Genomic DNA, 19,817 nt, shown 5'->3' with positions numbered 1-19,817 from the left:
CTGGACGATCGCATCGCAGCCGCGCTTCCGGCAGAACTCGGGATAGCTGAGGCGGAAGCTGCGCTGGTTGCGGTCGGCATTGATCGTGGCCTGGGCGTATTGGGTTGCGGCCAGCGCGGCCAGTCCGCGCTGGCCGACGCCCGCGCTGGCGGCTTCGCGGGCGAAGTCGCGTTTCCAGGCGTCGAAGCCCTCGGCGCTGTCCCCGCAAGGTGTGGCGGTCGCCGGTCCGGCCAGGCAGAGCGCGGCAAGGGCAAGGGCGAAGGCACTGATTCGCATGGATTTCCTCCGGTCGGTTCGGAGGAAGACTAGCGCGTCAACCGGCATTGCCCAATGCCCTGAATCGTCGGGTTGCGATTTCGTCCTGACGGGGTGGCGGGGCTGCCATCGCGCGCCGAAACCTTCGCGTGCCGCCGCAGGACTGTGCAAGTCGGCGCAAAGAGCGCCCTGATTGCAGGCAGATCATGTCCAGGCAGAAAAAAGGCCGAGCAAAAGCTCGGCCCAAGTCCAACAGGGAGGTAAAGACGAAAGCAATGTTCCGCCTTCATCAACGCAGTTATGGACGCGCTGGCGCAGGTTCAAGGCGAAAATCGTTGCCGGACCGCATGCCCGTCATGCGTGTGACAGATATCTCACAATCCTGTCGTGTCTTTTTCGCGCTGGCGCTTTTCGGTGATCTGTTCGGTGATGAACTCGCGAAAGGCTGCGATCCTGCGGGAGGCGCGCAATTCCTCGGGATAGGCCAGGAAGACCGGAACCTCGCTAGATTCGATATTGGGCAGCACCCGGACAAGCTGCGGGTGATCCTCGGTCACATAATCGGGCAGCACCCCGATCCCCAGCCCGTTCAGCACCGCCTGGAGCACGCCGAAATAGTTGTTCACCGTCAGGGTGGAACGGATCCGGTGGGTCATCAACTCCTGAACCAGCCGCGCACCGGCGCTGACCTGGGCTGTGGTGGTGTTCTGGCAGATCAGCCGGTGCTCGCCGAGATCGTCGAGGCTGGTGGGTGTGCCCTGGGCATCGAGATAGGGTTGCACCGCATAAAGCTGCATCCGCACGCCCATCAGGCGCAGGCGGATCAGGTCGGCCTGACTGGGCTCCTTCATTCGGATGGCGACATCGGCCTCGCGCATCGGCAGGTCGAGCACCTGTTCGGACAGCATCAGGTCGATGCGCAACTCTGGGTGGCGCTCGTAGAGGATCGGCAGGCGCTTGGCCAGCCAGAGCGAGCCGAAGCCGGTGGTGGTGGTCACGCGCAATTCGCCGAAGACCTCTTCGACGCTGTCGCGGATGCGGGCGACGGCGGCCTCGAGACGCTTGCTCATCGCGGTGGTGGCGTCGAACAGCAATTCGCCCTGCTCGGTCAGGATCAGTCCCCGCGCATGCCGGTGAAACAGGGTCGAGCCGAGACTGTCCTCGAGCGCGCGGATCTGGCGGCTGACGGCGGATTGCGACAGGTGCAGCGTCTCGCCCGCATGGGTGAGGCTGCCCGCGTCGGCGACCGCGTGGAAGATCCGAAGCTTGTCCCAGTCCATCATGCAAATCCTGCAATGCCGCCATGCACGGCCGCGCCGCAGTCCTACAGGTGGGCCCTTGGTCATTGCAAACCAAGATCTGGCGTGGATTTGATTTTGTAGGTCATGGTTTTTGACCTACTATGGATGCAAGCACGCCAGGGGAGGGGCACGCATGATCCGTCAGGATGTCAGCCTTCACGATCGCTATGATCTGGCGAAATCGCCCGTGTTGCTGAACGGCACCCAGGCGCTGGTCCGGCTGATGCTGATGCAAAAGGCGCGCGACCGGGCGGCGGGGCTGAACACCGCCGGTTACGTCACCGGCTATCGTGGCTCGCCGTTGGGAGCGGTGGACATGACGATGGCCCGTGCGAAGGCCGATTTGCAGGCGGCGGATGTGCTTTTCCAGCCGGGGCTGAACGAGGATCTGGCGGCCACGGCGCTGTGGGGCACGCAGCAGGCGGAACTGCGCGGCGAGGGCCGGTTCGATGGCGTCTTCGGGCTGTGGTACGGCAAGGGCCCGGGGGTGGACCGGTCGGGCGACGTGATGCGGCATGCGAACATGGCCGGAACCTCGCCCCATGGCGGGGTGCTGATGGCGATGGGAGACGACCACACGGGCGAGTCTTCGACCACCTGCCACCAGTCCGACTGGGCGATGGTCGATGTCTACATGCCGGTGCTGTCGCCCGCGGGGGTGCAGGAAATCCTCGATTTCGGGCTTTACGGGTATCAACTGTCGCGCTTCGCCGGGGTCTGGGTGGGGCTCAAGCTGATGAAGGACACGGTCGAGGTGACCTCCGTGGTGGATGGCCGCCCGGACCGCATGGCCTTCGTCACCCCCGACTTTCCGATGCCGGAGGGCGGGCTGAACATCCGTCTTGGCGATCACTGGGTCGCGCAGGAAGCGCGCATGATCGACCACAAGCGCTTCGCGGCCGAGGCTTTCGCCCATGCCAACCGGATCGACCGGCGCGTCTGGGGGAAACCGGGGGCCAGGATCGGGCTGGTCGCGGCGGGCAAGAACTGGCTGGACCTGGTGCACGCGCTGGGGCTTCTGGGCATCGACGAGGCAGAGGCCGAGCGGCTGGGGATCAGCACCTACAAGGTGGGCCAGACCTTTCCGCTGGACATGAAGGGCTTTGCCGAGTTCGCCGAGGGGCTGGACCTGATCGTGGTGGTCGAGGAGAAGCGGAAACTCATCGAGGTGCAGGCCAAGGAGGCGATCTTTCACAACCGCCGCGGCCGGCGCATCTATGGCTGGAAGAATGACCGCGACGAGGAACTGTTCCCGACCCGCTTTGCGCTGGACCCGGTGCTGATCGCCGAGAAGCTAGGCGAGGTGCTGATCGAGGAGGGGCGCGGGTCCGACGGGCTGGTGGCCGCGCTGGAGCGGATCCGCGCGGCGCGGCGGGCGGACAATGCGCAGGACATGGCCGCGCGGCTGCCCTATTTCTGCGCGGGCTGTCCGCATAACAGCTCGACCCGGCTGCCCGAGGGCGCGCGCGCCTATGCCGGGATCGGCTGTCACATCATGGCGATGTGGATGGATCGCGAGACATCCGGCTACACCCATATGGGCGCCGAGGGGGCGAACTGGATCGGCGAGGCGCCGTTCTCGACGCGGCCCCACGTGTTCCAGAACCTGGGCGACGGCACCTACAACCATTCGGGGCGGCTGGCGATCCATGCCGCCGTCGCGGCGGGTGTGAACATCACCTACAAGATCCTATACAACGACGCGGTTGCCATGACCGGCGGGCAGACCAACGACGGCGGGCTGACGGCGCAGCAGATCGTGGCGGAACTGGTCGCGGCGGGGGTGAGGAAGGTCGAGGTGGTCTACGACGAGAAGGAGGACCTTGACCCGCGCAGCTTTCCGGCCGGCGTGGCCTGCCATCCCCGCGCCGAATTGATGGCGGTTCAGGAAAGGCTGCGCAACATCAAGGGCGTGACGGCCCTTGTTTATGTGCAGACCTGCGCCGCCGAGAAGCGCCGCCGCCGCAAGAAGGGCGCCTTTCCCGACCCGGATGTGCGGGTGTTCATCAACACCGATGTCTGCGAGGGCTGCGGCGATTGCGGGGTGCAGTCGAACTGCGTGGCCATCGTGCCGGTCGAGACCGAGTTCGGCCGCAAGCGCGCCATCGACCAGTCCGCCTGCAACAAGGATTTCTCCTGCCTCAAGGGATTTTGCCCCAGCTTCGTCACGCTGAAGGGCGCGGCGGTCAGGAAGGAGGCGTCGGCCGAGATCGAGATCGGCGAGTTTCCCGACCCGGTTCTTCCCCGGATTGAGGGCACCTGGAACGTGGTCATCACCGGGGTCGGGGGCACGGGGGCCGTGACCATCGGCGCGATCCTCGCCATGGCCGCCCATGTCGAGGGCAAGGGCGCGGGCATGATGGAGATGGCGGGCCTCGCCCAGAAGGGCGGCGCGGTGCATATCCATTGCCGGATCGCCGAGACGCCCGCCGGGATCAGCGCGATCCGGGTGGCGACCGGCGAGGCCGATGCGGTGATCGGTGGCGACCTGGTGGTGACGGCGGGGGCGAGGACCATCGGGCTGATGACCACGGGCCGCGCGGGCGCGGTGGTCAATTCCCATGACATCGTGACCGGCGCCTTCACCCGTGACCCTGAGTTCCGCGTGCCGTCCGACCGGCTGGAACTGGCCCTTCGGGCGCGTCTGAAGGACGGGGTGCAATTCCTTGATGCGACAGAGCTTTCGCGCTGCCTGATGGGCGACACGATCTATGCCAACATGATCGTCACAGGTGCCGCCTGGCAGCGGGGCCTGCTGCCGCTGTCCCGGGACGCGATGGTGCGGGCGATCGAGCTGAACGGGGCGGGCGTCGCGGGTAACCTGCGCGCCTTCGAGATCGGCCGCTGGGCGGTGCTGACCCCCGAAGCGGCGGCCCGGGTGATCGCGGCCCGGACGGTTGCAAAGCCGAAAAGCCTTGCCGAAAGGATCGCCTTGCGCGAGGCGCACCTCGCGGCCTACCAGTCGGCCCGGCTGGCCCGGCGCTACCGCCGCCTTGTCGACCGCGCCGAGGATCCGCGGCTGAAGGAGGCGGTGGCGAAAGGGTATCACAAGCTGCTGGCCTACAAGGACGAATACGAGGTCGCGCGGCTGCACCTGGAGACCGCCGCCAAGGCGCGGGCCGAGTTCTCGGGCGATTTCGAGATCACCTGGCTGCTGGCGCCGCCGTTCCTGGGTGGCAAGGGACCGGACGGGCGGCCCGCCAAGCGCGCCTTCGGGCCTTGGATGGGGCGGGCGTTCCGGGTGCTGGCGGGGATGCGAAGGCTGCGGGGCACGCCGTTCGATCCGTTCGGCTGGCAGGGCGAGCGCCGCCGCGAGCGCGCCGCGATCCGGCGCTATGAGGCCGACATGCACGAGGTTCTGGCCGCGCTGACGCCAGAGCGTCTTGAGGCCGCCGTGGCCCTGGCCAAATTGCCGCTTTCGGTCAAGGGCTTCGGCCCGGTCAAGGCGAAGGCCGAGGCCGAGGCGGCGGAACGGCGCGCGGACTTGCTGGCCGCGTTCCGGGCGGGGGGAATGGCGCTGCGGCAGGCGGCTGAATAGCGGGTGGGTCCGTCGCGCGCATTGCGGCGATGGATTTCCGTCACAACTCGACTTATGAGTGGGAAAACAGCCCCGGGCACCGCCGCTCCGGCGGCCCTTCCCGGGCGCCACGCACAGCGCAAGAGGCAGGCCATGGCAGTGGGTGTGTTCGATTCCGGTCTTGGGGGGTTGACGGTGCTGGACGCCGTCGCGCGGCGTCTGCCCGACGTGCCCTTCGTCTATTTCGGCGACAATGCGCATGCGCCCTATGGGGTGCGCGACGCCGAGGACGTTTACCGGCTGACCACGGCGGGCGTGAGCCGGCTGTTCGAGGCCGGCTGCGATCTGGTGATCCTGGCCTGCAACACGGCGTCCGCCGCGGCGCTGCGGCGGATGCAGGAAAGCTGGGTGCCGAAGGACAAGCGGGTGCTGGGTGTGTTTGTCCCGCTGATCGAGGCGCTGACCGAACGGCAATGGGGCGACAATTCCCCCCCGCGCGAGGTGGCGATCAAGCATGTGGCGCTGTTTGCCACGCCCGCGACGGTCGCGAGCCGCGCGTTCCAGCGTGAACTGGCCTTTCGTGCCATCGGTGTCGATGTCGAGGCCCAGCCCTGCGGCGGCGTGGTCGATGCGATCGAGCAGGGCGACGAGATGCTGGCCGAGGCGCTGGTGCGCTCCCATGTCGAGGCGCTGAAACGGCGGATGCCGCATCCGGAGGTCGCGATCCTGGGCTGCACGCATTATCCCCTGATGGAGCGCGCCTTTCAGGATGCGCTGGGCCCCGAGGTGCGGGTCTATTCGCAGGCGAATCTGGTGGCCGAAAGCCTGGCCGATTACCTGGGCCGCCATCCCGGCATGCCGGGGCCGGGCACCGAATCGATGTTCCTGACCACGGGCGATCCGGCGGCGGTGTCGAACAAGGCCACGCAATTCCTGCGCCGCCGCATCGAATTCCGTGCCGCGTGATTGCGGGCGTGGCCCGTCGCGTCTGGACCCCCATCCGTCACCAGCGGAGAGCGCAAGATGACCCATTCCGTCGCCATCCTGGGTGCCTCGGGCTATACCGGGGCCGAACTCGTCCGGCTGATCGCCACCCATCCCGGCATGCGGATCGTGGCGCTGTCGGGCGAGCGCAAGGCGGGCCAGCCCATGGCCGCGGTGTTTCCGCATCTGCGTCACCTGGACCTGCCCGATCTGGTGCGGATCGAGGAGATCGACTTCTCGGCGGTCGATCTGTGCTTTTGTGCGCTGCCCCATGCCACCAGCCAGGAGGTGATCCGGGCGCTGCCGCGCAGCCTGAAGATCGTGGACCTGTCGGCGGATTTCCGGCTGCGCGATCCGGCGGTGTACGAGAAATGGTATGGCAAGCCCCATGCCGCGCCCGAATTGCAGGCCGAGGCGGTCTATGGGCTGACCGAGTTCTATCGCGACGAGATCCGCGCCGCCCGGCTGGTCGCGGGCACGGGCTGCAACGCGGCGGCCGGGCAATATGCGCTGATCCCGCTGATCCGGGCGGAGGTGATCGATCTCGACGACATCGCCATCGACCTCAAGGCGGGGGTGTCGGGCGCGGGCCGCGCGCTGAAGGAGAACCTGCTGCATGCCGAACTGTCCGAGGGGTTCCATGCCTATGCGGTCGGCGGCAGCCACCGGCATCTGGGCGAGTTCGACCAGGAGTTCAGCCGCGCGGCCGGCCGCAGGGTCGAGGTGCAGTTCACCCCCCACCTGATTCCGGCCAACCGCGGCATCCTGGCGACGTGCTGGCTGAAAGGTGATCCGCAGGCGGTTCATTCGGTCTTGGCAACGGCGTATGAAGGTGAGACTTTCATTCAGGTTTTGCCGTTCGGCGAACACCCCTCGACCCGGCACGTGCGCGGATCCAACTTCGTGCATGTCGGCGTGGTGGGGGACCGGCGGCCGGGCCGGGCGGTGGTGTTTGCCGCGCTCGACAACCTGACCAAGGGCTCGTCGGGGCAGGCGCTGCAGAACGCCAACCTGATGCTGGAGATCGCGGAGGAGACGGGGCTGATGCTGGCGCCGTGCTTCCCCTGATGGAGAGAGACGGATGCGCAGACTGAAGAAGCAACGGCGGATACAGATCATCGTGGTGGCCTTTGTGGTGCTGGGTCTGTCGACCGCCCTGATCGGCTATGCCATGCGGGACGGGATCAACTTCTTTCGCTCGCCCAGCCAGGTCGTGGCCGCGCCGCCCGCGCCGACCGAGGTGTTCCGCATCGGCGGGCTGGTCGAGGAAGGCAGCATTCAGCGCGGGCAGGGCGAGACGATCCGCTTTTCCGTGACAGATGGCGGGGCGGCGGTCCCTGTCACCTATACCGGCGTGCTGCCCGACCTGTTCGCCGAGAACCAGGGCATGGTGGGGACCGGTCGGCTGATCGACGGGGTGTTCGTGGCGCATGAGATTCTGGCCAAGCATGACGAAAGCTACATGCCGCGCGAGGTCGTGGACGCGCTGAAGGAACAGGGTGTCTACCGCCATGCCGAGGGCGAGGCGTCCGGCGGCACCTGAGCCCTCGTCCCGGGCCGTTGCACCAGCGCACGGTGGTCTCGGGCCGCGTTAACCGCGATTGGTACAATATGCCCCCCGCTTCGATTGACGAACGGGGGGCCTTCATGCGCACCGTCAGAGAGCTTGCGGAACAGATCGTCGCCCGGGAGGGCGGCTTTGTGAACGACCCCGACGATCCCGGGGGGGCCACGAATTACGGGGTAACGCTGCGCACGCTCAAGGCGCTGGGGATCGACAAGACCGGCGACGGCAGGGTGACCGAGGCGGATGTCCGCGCGCTGACCCGCGAGGATGCGGTCGCAATCTTCATCGAGCATCATTTCCATCGTCCGCGTATCCACATGCTGCCCGGGCTGTTGCATGCGTCGGTCTTCGACATGTATGTGAACGCGGGCGGAAACGCGGTGAAGATCCTGCAACGGCTGTTCAACGACATGGGCCAGCGGATCGCTGTCGATGGCGTGATCGGGCCGAAGACCGCGCTTGCCGCCGAAATCGCCGCCGCCGCCGCGCCCGAGCATATTGTCGACGCCTATGGCATCGCCCGGCGCAATTATTACTACGCCATCGCCGATGAGCGGCCCGCCAGCCGCAAGTTCGTCCGGCGCCGCGATGGCGGCAAGGGCGGCTGGATCGTCCGTGCAGAGGAATTCATTTCGGTCCGCTACCACCTGAGCGAGGCCGAGCACCGGGAAAGGACGTCGAAATGGGGCTGAAATTCGGGCTTGCCAACGTGCTGTTCGGGGTCGGGCGCAATGTCATCACCGAGACGGCCGAGGTCTTTCGCGTGAATGCCGAGGCCGCCGATCAGCGCGCGGCGGATCTGCAGCGTGCCGCGCTGGAGCAGTTCGGCCATGAATTCGCCCATCCCCGGCGCTGCCTGTTCGACCGGCTGGTGGATGGCATGAACCGCCTGCCGCGCCCGTTCCTGGCGCTCGGGACGGTGTTCCTGCTGGTCTCGGCGATGGTCGATCCGATCTGGTTCTCGTCACGGATGCAGGGGATCGCGCTGGTGCCCGAGCCGCTGTGGTGGCTTCTGGGAGCGATCATCAGCTTCTATTTCGGCTCTCGCTACCAGGCCAAGGGGCAGGAGTTCCAGCGCTCGATCGCCGAGACCATGGCGCGTAGCGCCTCGGTTCTGGAGAACCTGCGCGCTCTGGACCAGCTTGAAAAATCCGCGACCGCCGCGCCGCGGCAGCCCGCTGCGCCCGCCACCGCTGCGGCACCGGTCGATCCGGGTCCGGCACCGGTGTCGGCCCCGGGGCCTGTGGCGGGGTCGAACCCTGCGCTCGACGCCTGGAGATCGACGCAATGAGCTTCGCGTTCGTCACCGATCTTTGCGTGCTGGGGGCGCTTGGTGCCATGGCCGCCTTCCGGAAACACGACCGGACCGAGCCCCCGGGCAGCGCGTTGGTGCTTGCGCTGGTTGGGGTCGGCCTGGTGGTGGCGCTGTTCCAGGGCGGCGGGCCTCTCCGTCAGCCCCGCCTGCGCCGCCGGGGACGGTCCGGGCTGTCGGAATCGCCGGTTCCGTCCGAGGCCGAGGAAAAGCCGCCGAGCCGCGCGGCGATCTCGTCGAGGCTGGGGCGCGGGCCGGGGGGGCGGGTTTCGAGGGCTGTGCGCATGGCGCGCAGGTGGTCGGGCGTGGTGCCGCAGCAGCCACCGATGATCCGCGCCCCGCAATCGCGCGCAAGCACCGCGTAATCGGCCATCAGTTCGGGCGTGCCGTCGTAACGGATATGCCCATCGTGGTATTTCGGAATGCCCGCATTGCCCTTGGCGATGATCGGCCGTTCCGATCCGGCCGCGGCAAAGCCCAGCACCGTGCGCAGCAGGTCGGACGCGCCGACGCCGCAATTCGCGCCGAAGGCAACGGGTTTCCAGGCAAGCCGTTCCACCAGTTCGACCAGATCGGCCGCGGTCAGGCCCATCATGGTGCGGCCCGCGGTGTCGAAGTTCATCGTGCCGCACCAGGGCATGTCGGCCAGCCGGGCGGCCTCGGCGGCGGCCTTGTACTCGTCGGCCGCGCTGATCGTCTCGACCCAGAGGATATCGGCGCCGCCGGCCTTGAGCGCCACGGCCTGCTCGTGGAAGATCTCGACCGCCGAGGCGAAGGACAGCGGCCCCATCGGCTCCATGATCTCGCCGGTCGGCCCCATCGACCCCGCCACGACGACACGACGGCCCGCGGTATCCGCCACCTCGCGGCCCAGTTCGGCGGCAACACGGTTCAGCTCGCCCACCCGGGTATGAGCGTCATGCAGTTTCAGCCGCGCGGCGTTGCCGCCGAAGGAATTGGTCAGGAAGATGTCCGATCCCGCCTGAACCGCGCTGCGACAGAGCGCGCGGATCGCGTCGGGCCGGTCGGTATTCCAGAGTTCCGGTGCCTCGCCCGAGGACAGCCCGATATTGAAAAGATTGGTCCCCGTGGCGCCGTCGGCCATCAGCCAGTCGCGGGACGCGAGCAGGTCGGAAAGCGCGTCGGTCATCGGTCACGTCCTTTGCGAAAAGGTGCGGCGGCCCGCCGGAGGGCGCCGCCGGTCGCGATCGAGGGAACGGGGCACGCGCCCGGCGGGGGGCTTGCCCGTTCACCGCGGCGCGAGCGCCTCAGGTTTCGTTCATGATCTGGTCCTTGGCGACAGCCATCAGTTCGGACATCTTGGCGCGGATCGTCGCCTCGTCGGCACGGTCGCCGAGATCGCCGGCCACCTTGCGAAAGACGTCTTCCTCGCCGGGTTCCTCGAAATCGCTCTTGACCACCTGCCTGGCGTATTCGAGCGCGGCATCTTCCGACATCCCCATCAACTCTGCCGCCCAGAGGCCCAGAAGCTTGTTGCGTCGGGCCTCGGCCCTGAACTGAAGTTCGGAGTCATGGGCGAATTTGTTCTCGAAAGCGTTCTCGCGATCTTCGAAGGTGGTCATTGGGGTCTGGCCCTCCTGGGATTCCGCATTCGAAAGCCATTTAAGGGAAGAACGCCCCTATGCCTAGGGGCAGCCTGCCCTTCGGGCACGGTTCTCCGCCCCCCGGGTCATCATCCTCGGGCCGAGCGGCGCTCGGTCTCGCTGCGCAGGGCCGCCAGCCCGCGCCGCAGCCCGGCATTCAGCGCGCGTTCGGTCAGCCCCGGCAGGAGGTGCGCAAGGCCCGAGGCCACGGAGGCCTCGATGGTGGCCAGCGTTCCCCCGTCGCGCGGCGCGAGTGTGAGCAGATAGCCGGCCTGTAGCTCGCCGGCGCGTTCGATCCAGCCGATGCTGCCACAGGGTTCCAGCCGGGCGATCCGTGCGCACAGGGTCAGCCCGCGCGCATTGGTCCAGATCAGGGACGCGCCATAGGCAAGGGGGCCGCCGACATTCACCCTGCGGATGGCGACGTTCCAGGCGGGCCAGCTTTCGAAATCGGTGAGGGTATGCCAGACCCGTTCGCGGTCGGCTTGTATGAACTCCTGTGCGAAGGTTCGCACAGGGGCTGCGTGATCGACCATGGGCCGGTCCATCAGCTTTCCTTTCGGCCCATACCAGGGCTTGGCAAGTCACGCCCTGCAACCAAAGCGCGAACGGATTTCTACCACTGCGAGAGTTTCTGCCGCCGCAGAATGCAGGCGTCAACGCATACATTAGTCTCGGGTGGCACGATATGGGGCAAGGCGTGGCACCGCGGTCGTCCCCTGATCGTGCAACCGGGCCCGCCTGCGCCGTCTTGCGGCAGGACCGTCCTTGCCCTAAAAGCGCAGCACAGATGCGCGGGGCGGTCGTCTCCCGCGCCGTCCGGATTCGGAGTATCCATGGCAAGGCGCAAGAAGATCTACGAGGGCAAGGCGAAGATCCTGTACGAAGGCCCCGAGCCCGGGACGCTGGTGCAATATTTCAAGGACGACGCCACCGCCTTCAACGCCGAGAAGCATGACGTGATCGAGGGCAAGGGCGTGCTGAACAACCGCCTTTCCGAGTTCTTCATGACCGGGCTGAACGCGATCGGGGTGCCGACCCATTTCATCAAGCGGCTGAACATGCGTGAGCAGTTGGTCCGCCAGGTCGAGATCATCCCGCTGGAAGTCGTGGTGCGCAACACCGCCGCCGGGTCGATGTCCAAGCGCCTGGGCATCGAGGAGGGCACCCCGCTGCCGCGCCCGATCGTCGAGTTCTACTTCAAGGACGATGCGCTGGGCGATCCGATGGTGACCGAGGAGCATATCATCGCCTTCGGCTGGGCCAGCCAGCAGGATCTGGACGACATGGTGGCGCTGTCGCTGCGGGTGAACGACTTCCTGTCGGGCGCGATGATGGCGGTCGGCATCAAGCTGGTGGATTTCAAGATCGAGATCGGCCGGATCTGGGACGGCGACTTCATGCGCCTTGTCGTCGCCGACGAGATCAGCCCCGACAGCTGTCGGCTGTGGGATGTCAAGACCGGCCAGCATCTGGACAAGGACGTGTTCCGCCGCGATCTGGGCAGCCTCACGGATGCCTATTCCGAGGTCGCCCGGCGGTTGGGCGTGCTGCCCACGAACGTCACCCACGCATCGAAGCCGACCCTGATCAATTGAAAGGGCAAGCGTGTCCGGCTTGTGTCATCACAAACCCGCCCCGGACATGATCCCACACGCGACGGCGCCCGCGGCAAGCACAGGCGCAGGTGATCCCAGAGGACGGGCGGGGGCGGCAGGGCCGCCCGCGACCCGGGCAAGGCCCCGGGCAAGGGTCCGGGCAAGTCAAGGAAGGACGACAGGATGAAGGCCCGCGTGCATGTTATGCTGAAGGATGGCGTTCTGGACCCACAGGGTCAGGCCGTGGCGCATGCGCTGGGCACGCTGGGCTTTCAGGGGGTGGGCGAGGTGCGCCAGGGCAAGGTGATCGACCTGGACCTCGCCGAGACCGACCGCGCCGCCGCCGAGGCGCAGGTGCGCGAGATGTGCGAGAAGCTGCTCGCGAACACGGTGATCGAGCGTTTCGACATCGAGATCGGTTGAGGACGAGGACCGTGATGAAAGCTGCCGTTCTCGTCTTTCCCGGTTCCAACTGCGACCGCGATCTGGCCGTGGCCTTCCGCAATGCGGGCGCCGAGGTCGCGATGGTCTGGCATAAGGACAATGCGCTGCCTGCGGATGTCGATGTCGTCGGCATCCCCGGCGGGTTCTCGTTCGGCGACTACCTGCGGTGCGGCGCGATTGCCGCGCGCTCGCCGATCACCCGCGCGGTGATCGAGCACACCCATCGCGGCGGCTATGCGCTGGGCATCTGCAACGGCTTTCAGGTGCTGACCGAGACCGGCATCCTGCCCGGTGCGCTGATGCGCAATGCGGGGCTGAAATTCATATGCAAGCCCGTCGATCTGACGGTCGAGACCGCCGACAGCGCCTTTACCGCCTGCTACGCAAGGGGGCAGGGGATTACCATTCCCATCGCCCATCACGACGGAAACTACGTCGCCGATGCCGATCTGGTGGCGCGGCTGCGCGACGAGGATCGCATCGCGTTCACCTATCGGGACAATCCCAACGGCTCTACCGACGGGATTGCCGGGATCCTGTCGGAAAACCGTCGGGTTCTCGGGTTGATGCCGCATCCCGAACGCGCCGCCGAGCCAGCCCATGGCGGCACGGACGGGGCGGCGCTTTTCCGCTCGCTTGTCGGTGCGCTTGCGCTGGCCTGAGCGGGGCGCGCTTGAGCGCGGCCGCGCCGAAGCGTAACCTGTCCGCATGCTGGGTACCCTTCACCAGTCGACGATCGTCCGCCCGAAAGGGGTGGGCGGCTGGGGCAAGCGCTTCGCGTTGCTCCTGCTGGTGGCGGTTGCCGTGGCGACGGTCTGGGTTACCAATACCTGGCTGACCGAGCGGTTCACCGAGAATACCCGCAACCGCGCGCAGGTCCGGCTGGCGCTGTATTCGGGCAGCGTGGTCAGCGAGTTGCAGCGCGCCTCGGTGGTGCCGCTGTTGCTGTCTCGCGATCCGATGCTGATCCAGGCACTGGACAGCGGCGATTTCTCGCAAAGCTCGCAGCGGCTGATCTCCTATGTGGACGAGATCGGCGCGGCCTCGCTGATGCTTCTGGACAATGCCGGCCGGGTGGTTGCGGCGACCGACCGTGCGCAGATCGGCACCGACCTGCGCGGCGCGCCCTTTTTCGTCGAGGCCCAGCGTTCCAACGATACCGTGTTCATCACCTCGCGCACCGAGGCGGGCGCGTTCTCCTTCACGCATTCCCGTGCGATCACCTCCGAGGGCCGCAGGGCCGGCGTCATCGTGGTGGGCGTCGATCTGGCCAAGTTCGAGAAGAGCTGGGCGGGCATCGCGGATGCGATCATCGTCACCGACAGCGAGGGGCAGATCATCCTGTCCACCGAGCCGCGCTGGCGCGGGCGCACGGTCGACGAGGCGCTGGCCGTGCGCTCGCCGCCCTCGGCGATCCGGCGCGCGCTGCAGGTGACGGCCGATTGGGGCGCCTTGCCGCCCGATGCCTATCTGATGGGCGAGGCGGTGATGCGCAACGAGGCGCGCGTTCCCTTCCGCGGCTGGCGGATCGTCTCGTTTACCACCTATGTCTCGGTGCGCGAGAAGGTCAACGCGGTCCTTGCGCTGGAGATCATGGGCTTTGCCATCCTGCTGGCGGGCACCTTTTACCTGATGTCGCGGCGCGCGCAGTCGCGGTCGAAGGTGTTCCAGCGCGAGACCGCCGAATTGCGCGAGCTGAATGCGCGGCTGCAGCGCGAGATCGCCGAGCGCGAGCGTGCCGAGCAGAACCTGCAGGTCGCCGAGCAGACATTGGCGCAAAGTTCGAAACTGGCCGCGCTGGGCGAGATGTCGGCCGCGGTCAGCCACGAGTTGAACCAGCCGCTGGCGGCGATGAAGACCTATCTGGCGGGTGCGCGGCTTCTGTTGCAGCGCAAGCGTCCCGACGAGGCGCTGTCGTCCTTCCAGCGGATCGATGACCTGATCGAGCGGATGGGGGCGATCACCCGCCAGCTGAAGAGCTATGCCCGCAAGGGCGGCGATGCGTTCGAGCCGCTGGACGTGCGCTCCTGCGTGTCGGGCGCATTGTCGATGATGGAGCCCCAGCTGAAGCGCTGCAAGGTCACGATCACCCGGACCCTGCCGCGCGAGCCGGTGATGGTGATGGCCGACCGGGTTCGGCTGGAACAGGTGATCATCAACCTGCTGCGCAACGCGCTGGACGCCACGCGCGACTCGGCCGAGCCGCAGGTCGATGTCATCCTGTCGGCCGGCGAGACCGCGACGCTGACGGTGCGCGACAACGGTCACGGGATCAAGGATCTGGACCGGCTGTTCGAGCCCTTCTACACCACCAAGCAGCCCGGCGACGGTGTCGGGCTGGGCCTTGCTATCTCGTCGGGGATCGTCAACGACCTCGGCGGTCGACTGACCGCGCGCAACGGGCGCGAGGGCGGGGCTGTATTCGAAGTTCAGCTCCCGATACTGAACCGGGACATGGAAGCTGCGGAATAAGGACCAGGAATGCCACAGGCCATGAAAATCGCCATCGTCGACGACGAGCAGGACATGCGACAGTCGATCAGCCAGTGGCTGGCGCTGAGCGGGTTCGAGACCGCCACCTTCGCCCGCGCCGAGGACGCGCTTAAGGAGATCGGTTCCGATTTCCCGGGCGTCGTCGTCACCGACATCAAGATGCCGGGCATGGACGGGCTCTCGTTCCTGAAGAAGCTGATGAGCCTCGATTCCACGCTGCCGGTGATCATGATCACTGGCCATGGCGATGTGCCCATGGCGGTCGAGGCGATGCGGATCGGCGCCTATGACTTCATGGAGAAGCCGTTCAACCCCGACCGCATGACGGAACTGGTCAAGCGGGCGAGCCAGGCGCGGCGGCTTGTTCTGGACAACCGGGCGCTGCGTCGCGAATTGAGCGACGGCTCGGTGCTGGTCAAGAAGCTGATGGGCTCTTCCCCGGTGATGGAGCGGCTGCGCGAGGATATTCTTGATCTGGGACAGGCGGATGGTCATGTGCTGATCGACGGCGAGACCGGCACCGGCAAGACGCTGGTGGCGCATGCGCTGCATGCGGTCGGTCCCCGGGCGGGCAGGAAATTCGTGCAGATCGCCTGTGCGGCCTGCGATCCCAACGCATTGTCGGCACGGCTGTTCGGCCCGGTCGAGGAAGGCGGCGCGCTTCCGGCGGTCGAGGAGGCCCGCGGCGGCACGCTGTGCCTTGAGGATGTCGAGGCGCTGTCGCCCGCCTTGCAGGCGCGGCTTCTGACCTTCATCAACGATCAGGGCAGTCCTGCGGAGACGCGCATCATCGCGGTATCGAACCTGCAGGAGCAGGACAAGACCGTCGAGGACGTGCTGCGTCCCGACCTTTACTACCGGCTTGCGGCGATGAAGATCACCCTGCCGCCGCTGCGCAACAGGGGTGAGGATATCCTGACGCTGTTCAACCGCCTGTCCGAACAATTCTCCGAGGAATACGGCTGCGACGCTCCCGAGGTGACCGCCCAGGAGGCCGCGCAACTGATGCAGGCGCCCTGGCCCGGCAACGTGCGCCAGCTGATCAATATCGCCGAACGCGCGGTGCTGCAGAGTCGGCGCGGCTCCGGCACGATCGCCAGCCTGCTGATGGCCGACAACGAGGCGACGCGGCCGGTGATGACGACCGAAGGCAAGCCGCTGAAGGAATATGTCGAGGCCTTCGAACGGATGCTGATCGACAACACGATGCGCCGTCACAAAGGCTCGATCGCGGGCGTCATGGAAGAGCTTTGCCTGCCCCGGCGCACGCTGAACGAGAAGATGGCCAAGTACGGACTCAGCCGCGCCGACTATCTCTGAGGCGGAATCGGCCGGAAAAAGGCATTGTGTTTGGCGGTCAAGTGCCGCTAATGTCGCCCGGCGGTGCATTGTCCTGAGCGACATGCCCCTGCGATGAACGAGTTTCGCTGTTCGCGCGTGCCGCGGCAACATGTCCCGGAGCAGCACGAAACAGACCGATCGGGTTCGACAAGAACCCACAGCATCCCCGGGACCACGGTGGCCGCCGGGTACCACCAACGGATGCCGCGCCCCCACGCGGCATCGGAGACGAACCGCGATGGAGCGCGCCGGACAGGGCAGGCACGGAACGGGAAGGCCAAGCACCGCCCGACGTCCGCTTGCGCGCGCCCACGCCCCAACAAGACACCCACCGCGCCGCGCTGCCCCCCCGGGGTCAGTCGGTCCGCCGTGGTGCAAAGAATTGACATGGCAAAGAAAATGCTCATCGACGCCACCCATGCGGAGGAAACCCGCGTGGTTGTGGTGGACGGATACAAGGTTGACGATTTCGACTTCGAAAGCGTCAACAAACGGCAACTCGCCGGCAATATCTATCTAGCGAAGGTCACCCGCGTGGAGCCTTCGCTCCAGGCGGCCTTCGTGGATTACGGCGGCAACCGCCACGGTTTCCTGGCCTTCTCGGAGATCCATCCGGATTACTACCAGATCCCGGTGGCCGACCGCGAGGCGCTGCTGGCCGAGGAACGCGCGCTCGCCGAGGCGATGGACGAGGACGAGGGGGACGACAAGCCCCGTCCCAAGCGGCGTAGCCGGTCGCGCCGTTCGCCGAAGGACGAGGCGGTGGAGGTCGAGTCCGCCTCCGAGGTCGATGCAGAGGCGCAACCGGAAGGCGAATCGTCCGAGCCCGAGGCGGAGACCGGGGACGACACTCCGCCGTCCGCCACGATGGCGGCTTCGGCCCGCAGTGACGATCCGGTCGAAACCCGCGAACCCGCCAGCATTCCCGGTATGGATGTCGTCGATCTGGGTGAGGAAGGCGTGGCCGCCCTGCCGGTCGAGGATGCCGCCGATGCGGCCAAGCCCCGCCGTCCGAGTCGGCGTCGGCGCAAGCCTGCGCGCAAGTCGGGCGAGGCCCTGGCCGACACCGACGCCCCGTCGCCCGAACCGGTGGCCGAGGAGGGCGAGGACAACAGCGTCGATGTTGTCGAGCGCGATGACCAGATCGAGTCGATCGCCGAGGAGGATGTGACCGAGGAGATCCGCAGGCCCAAGCCGCGACTGCGGCGCTACAAGATCCAGGAGGTCATCAAGGTCCGGCAGATCATGCTGGTGCAGGTGGTCAAGGAAGAGCGCGGCAACAAGGGCGCGGCGCTGACGACCTATCTGAGCCTCGCGGGCCGCTACTGCGTGCTGATGCCGAACACCGCCCGCGGTGGCGGCATCTCGCGCAAGATCACCAATGCCGCGGATCGCAAGAAGCTGAAGGAGATCGCGGCCGAACTTGAGGTGCCCGAAGGCGCCGGCCTCATCATCCGCACGGCGGGGTTGCAGCGGACCAAGTCCGAGATCCGGCGCGACTACGAATACCTTCAGCGTCTGTGGGAACAGATCCGCGATCTGACGCTGAAATCCATCGCGCCCGCGCCGATCTACGAGGAAGGCGACCTGATCAAGCGCTCTATCCGCGATCTCTACTCGCGCGAGATCGACGAGGTGCTGGTCGAGGGCGAGCGCGGCTATCGCGTGGCCAAGGACTTCATGAAGATGATCATGCCGTCCCACGCCAAGAACGTCCGGCATTACACCGGGCAGATGCCTCTGTTCGCGCGCTTCCAGGTGGAAAGCTACCTGTCGTCGATGTTCAACCCGACGGTCCAGTTGAAATCGGGCGGCTACATCGTGATCGGGGTGACCGAGGCGCTGGTGGCGATCGACGTGAACTCGGGCCGGGCGACGAAAGAGGGCTCGATCGAGGAAACCGCGCTCAAGACCAACCTGGAGGCCGCCGAGGAAGTGGCGCGGCAATTGCGGTTGCGCGACCTTGCCGGGCTGATCGTCATCGACTTCATCGACATGGAAGAGCGCAAGCACAACGCCGCCGTCGAGAAGCGCCTGAAGGACAAGCTGAAGAACGACCGCGCCCGCATCCAGATCGGCCGGATCTCGGGCTTCGGCCTCCTGGAGATGAGCCGCCAGCGGCTGCGCCCCGGCATGATCGAGGCGACGACCCAGCCTTGTCCGCATTGCCACGGCACCGGGCTGATCCGGTCCGACGACAACCTTGCGCTGGCGATCCTGCGCCAGCTTGAAGAGGAAGGCGTGCGCGCCCGTTCGCGCGAGGTGCTGCTGAAGGCGCCGATCGGCATCGTGAACTATCTGATGAACCAGAAGCGCGAGCATATCGCCCAGATCGAGGCGCGCTATGGCCTGTCGGTGCGGGTCGAGGCCGATCCGTTCCTGATCTCGCCCGATTTCTCGATCGAGCGGTTCAAGACGGCCACAAGGGCGGTTCCCGAGGTCAGCGCGCCGGTGATCTCGGTCGACACCTCCGACATGCCCGATCTGGCCGAGGAGATCGAGACAGCCGAATCCGAAGCCGCGCCCGCGGCTGAGACGGTTGCCGGGGAAGAAGACAAGCCCAAGAAGCGCCGCCGCCGTCGTCGCCGCAAGAAGCCGGGGCAGACCGACGAGGAGGCGCGGCTGGAAGAGGCGGCGGCCGACGAGGACGAGGCTGGGGAAAGCGCCGCGGGCGAGGCTGAGGCTGCGCAGTCGGCGGATGCGGCCGAGGCCGCAGGCGAGACCGAGACAGCGCCCAAGAAAGGCCGCAGCCGACGCCCGCGCGGGTCCCGGGCAAGCAAACCGGATCCCGCAGCCGAGCCCATGGCGGAGGATGCCGAGGCCGAGGCGACGCCCGAGCCGGAGTCGGCAGAGGCCGCGTCCGACGTTCAGACCGAGGCCGCGGCGATGCCGGAGCCAGAGGCAGCAGAGGCCGCATCCGACATTCAGCCCGAGACCGAAGCCGAGGCCCTGCCCAAGGTCGGGGCAGAGGCAGAGGTGCAGCCCGCACCGGCGCCCGAACTGGTCGAGCAAAGGGACGAATCCGCCAAGGCGGAGCCAGCATCGCGCAAGCGCGGCTGGTGGTCGCTGGGCCGTTAGGGGCAAAAGAAATGGCCCGGTCCCCCTTGGGGGCCGGGTTTTCTAGCCTCTCCGGATCAGGTAAAGCTGCGCGCCATCGCGCTCTTCCATGGCGATGAATTCATGCCCGGCCTCGCGGCAGAAATGCGGGATGTCGATCATGGCCATGGGATCATCGGCCCAAAGCCGCAGCACCCCGCCGGGGTCGATCTGCGAAAGCGCCTTGCGCGCTCTCAGCACGGGCAGAGGGCAACGCAACCCCAGCGCGTCTATTTCGAGTGCCACCACCATCTTCGCGTGCGTAAGGCGCTTGCGGCGTCCTGTCCACGGCTTTGTGAGGCCGG

The 19,817-nt window shown here is 66.9% G+C and carries 17 protein-coding genes and 1 pseudogene; 12 read left to right on the top strand and 6 right to left on the bottom strand.

The genetic code is table 11. From position 1 onward, the window contains the following. Both ENN83_RS10770 and ENN83_RS10765 read right to left on the bottom strand, forming a co-directional pair. Positions 1 to 276, bottom strand: a pseudogene (locus ENN83_RS10770) (murein transglycosylase); the annotation flags it as partial. A gap of 353 nt (positions 277 to 629) precedes the next feature. Continuing rightward, on the bottom strand, positions 630 to 1,535 hold the full coding sequence (locus tag ENN83_RS10765) for a LysR family transcriptional regulator (protein WP_287186860.1): 906 nt from the start codon (positions 1,533 to 1,535) through the stop codon (positions 630 to 632). Positions 1,536 to 1,689: 154 nt separating this feature from the next. Here ENN83_RS10765 and ENN83_RS10760 point away from each other — a divergent pair, with 154 nt between their 5' ends. The 6 genes from ENN83_RS10760 to ENN83_RS10735 all read left to right on the top strand — a co-directional run bounded on the left by ENN83_RS10760 (position 1,690) and on the right by ENN83_RS10735 (position 8,915). Further along, on the top strand, positions 1,690 to 5,094 hold the full coding sequence (locus ENN83_RS10760) for an indolepyruvate ferredoxin oxidoreductase family protein (protein WP_287186857.1): 3,405 nt from the start codon (positions 1,690 to 1,692) through the stop codon (positions 5,092 to 5,094). Positions 5,095 to 5,226: 132 nt separating this feature from the next. Continuing rightward, complete coding sequence (locus tag ENN83_RS10755) at positions 5,227 to 6,039, top strand: glutamate racemase (protein WP_287186855.1); 813 nt, start codon at positions 5,227 to 5,229, stop codon at positions 6,037 to 6,039. Between the two features lie 57 nt (positions 6,040 to 6,096). Then, complete coding sequence (gene argC / locus ENN83_RS10750; RefSeq protein ID WP_287186852.1) at positions 6,097 to 7,125, top strand: N-acetyl-gamma-glutamyl-phosphate reductase; 1,029 nt, start codon at positions 6,097 to 6,099, stop codon at positions 7,123 to 7,125. A 13-nt stretch (positions 7,126 to 7,138) separates the two neighbouring features. Then, positions 7,139 to 7,600, top strand: a complete 462-nt coding sequence (gene ccmE / locus ENN83_RS10745) for a cytochrome c maturation protein CcmE (RefSeq protein WP_287186849.1) — start codon at positions 7,139 to 7,141, stop codon at positions 7,598 to 7,600. A 104-nt stretch (positions 7,601 to 7,704) separates the two neighbouring features. Continuing rightward, complete coding sequence (locus ENN83_RS10740; protein WP_287186846.1) at positions 7,705 to 8,316, top strand: holin-associated N-acetylmuramidase; 612 nt, start codon at positions 7,705 to 7,707, stop codon at positions 8,314 to 8,316. Then, on the top strand, positions 8,307 to 8,915 hold the full coding sequence (locus ENN83_RS10735; RefSeq protein WP_287186843.1) for a holin family protein: 609 nt from the start codon (positions 8,307 to 8,309) through the stop codon (positions 8,913 to 8,915). Before ENN83_RS10740 ends, ENN83_RS10735 begins: the two co-directional genes overlap by 10 nt. A gap of 160 nt (positions 8,916 to 9,075) precedes the next feature. On the opposite strand, the gene bmt is transcribed toward ENN83_RS10735, so the two are convergent. The 3 genes from bmt to ENN83_RS10720 all read right to left on the bottom strand — a co-directional run bounded on the left by bmt (position 9,076) and on the right by ENN83_RS10720 (position 11,088). Further along, the gene (gene bmt, locus ENN83_RS10730; protein ID WP_287186841.1) at positions 9,076 to 10,086 is read right to left on the bottom strand and encodes a betaine--homocysteine S-methyltransferase; all 1,011 of its coding nucleotides are present in this window, start codon (positions 10,084 to 10,086) and stop codon (positions 9,076 to 9,078) included. A gap of 118 nt (positions 10,087 to 10,204) precedes the next feature. Beyond that, positions 10,205 to 10,519: a DUF1476 domain-containing protein gene (locus tag ENN83_RS10725; RefSeq protein WP_287186839.1), complete on the bottom strand. Its 315-nt coding sequence runs from the start codon at positions 10,517 to 10,519 to the stop codon at positions 10,205 to 10,207. Between the two features lie 110 nt (positions 10,520 to 10,629). Continuing rightward, on the bottom strand, positions 10,630 to 11,088 hold the full coding sequence (locus ENN83_RS10720; RefSeq protein ID WP_287186836.1) for an SRPBCC family protein: 459 nt from the start codon (positions 11,086 to 11,088) through the stop codon (positions 10,630 to 10,632). Between the two features lie 288 nt (positions 11,089 to 11,376). On the opposite strand from ENN83_RS10720, the gene purC reads away from it, so the two are divergent. From purC to ENN83_RS10690, 6 genes are all read left to right on the top strand, one after another. Beyond that, positions 11,377 to 12,138 (top strand): phosphoribosylaminoimidazolesuccinocarboxamide synthase, encoded by a 762-nt coding sequence (gene purC, locus ENN83_RS10715; protein ID WP_287186834.1) that lies wholly within the window; start codon positions 11,377 to 11,379, stop codon positions 12,136 to 12,138. A 183-nt stretch (positions 12,139 to 12,321) separates the two neighbouring features. Beyond that, positions 12,322 to 12,561 carry a phosphoribosylformylglycinamidine synthase subunit PurS gene (gene purS, locus ENN83_RS10710; protein WP_253088725.1) on the top strand — a complete coding sequence of 80 codons (240 nt, stop codon included), beginning with the start codon at positions 12,322 to 12,324 and terminating at the stop codon, positions 12,559 to 12,561. A gap of 14 nt (positions 12,562 to 12,575) precedes the next feature. Further along, positions 12,576 to 13,244, top strand: coding sequence for a phosphoribosylformylglycinamidine synthase subunit PurQ (gene purQ / locus ENN83_RS10705; RefSeq protein WP_287186831.1), 669 nt, complete (start codon positions 12,576 to 12,578; stop codon positions 13,242 to 13,244). Positions 13,245 to 13,290: 46 nt separating this feature from the next. Next, a complete protein-coding gene (locus ENN83_RS10700) occupies positions 13,291 to 15,054 on the top strand; it encodes a sensor histidine kinase (RefSeq protein ID WP_287186828.1) in 1,764 nt (587 codons plus the stop codon). A gap of 9 nt (positions 15,055 to 15,063) precedes the next feature. Beyond that, positions 15,064 to 16,395 (top strand): sigma-54-dependent transcriptional regulator, encoded by a 1,332-nt coding sequence (locus ENN83_RS10695; RefSeq protein ID WP_287186825.1) that lies wholly within the window; start codon positions 15,064 to 15,066, stop codon positions 16,393 to 16,395. A 408-nt stretch (positions 16,396 to 16,803) separates the two neighbouring features. Next, positions 16,804 to 19,494 (top strand): ribonuclease E/G, encoded by a 2,691-nt coding sequence (locus ENN83_RS10690; protein ID WP_287186822.1) that lies wholly within the window; start codon positions 16,804 to 16,806, stop codon positions 19,492 to 19,494. Between the two features lie 42 nt (positions 19,495 to 19,536). Here ENN83_RS10690 and ENN83_RS10685 read toward each other — a convergent pair. After that, the coding region (locus tag ENN83_RS10685) for a sulfurtransferase TusA family protein (protein WP_349760116.1) at positions 19,537 to 19,817 on the bottom strand (281 nt) is incomplete at its 5' end.

Origin of the sequence: Rhodovulum sp. (genome assembly GCF_011048875.1) — a bacterium.
Lineage (GTDB): Bacteria > Pseudomonadota > Alphaproteobacteria > Rhodobacterales > Rhodobacteraceae > Rhodovulum > Rhodovulum tesquicola.
The sequence above is the reverse complement of the archived record's forward strand: the minus strand, read 5'-3'. Positions and strand labels throughout refer to the sequence as shown.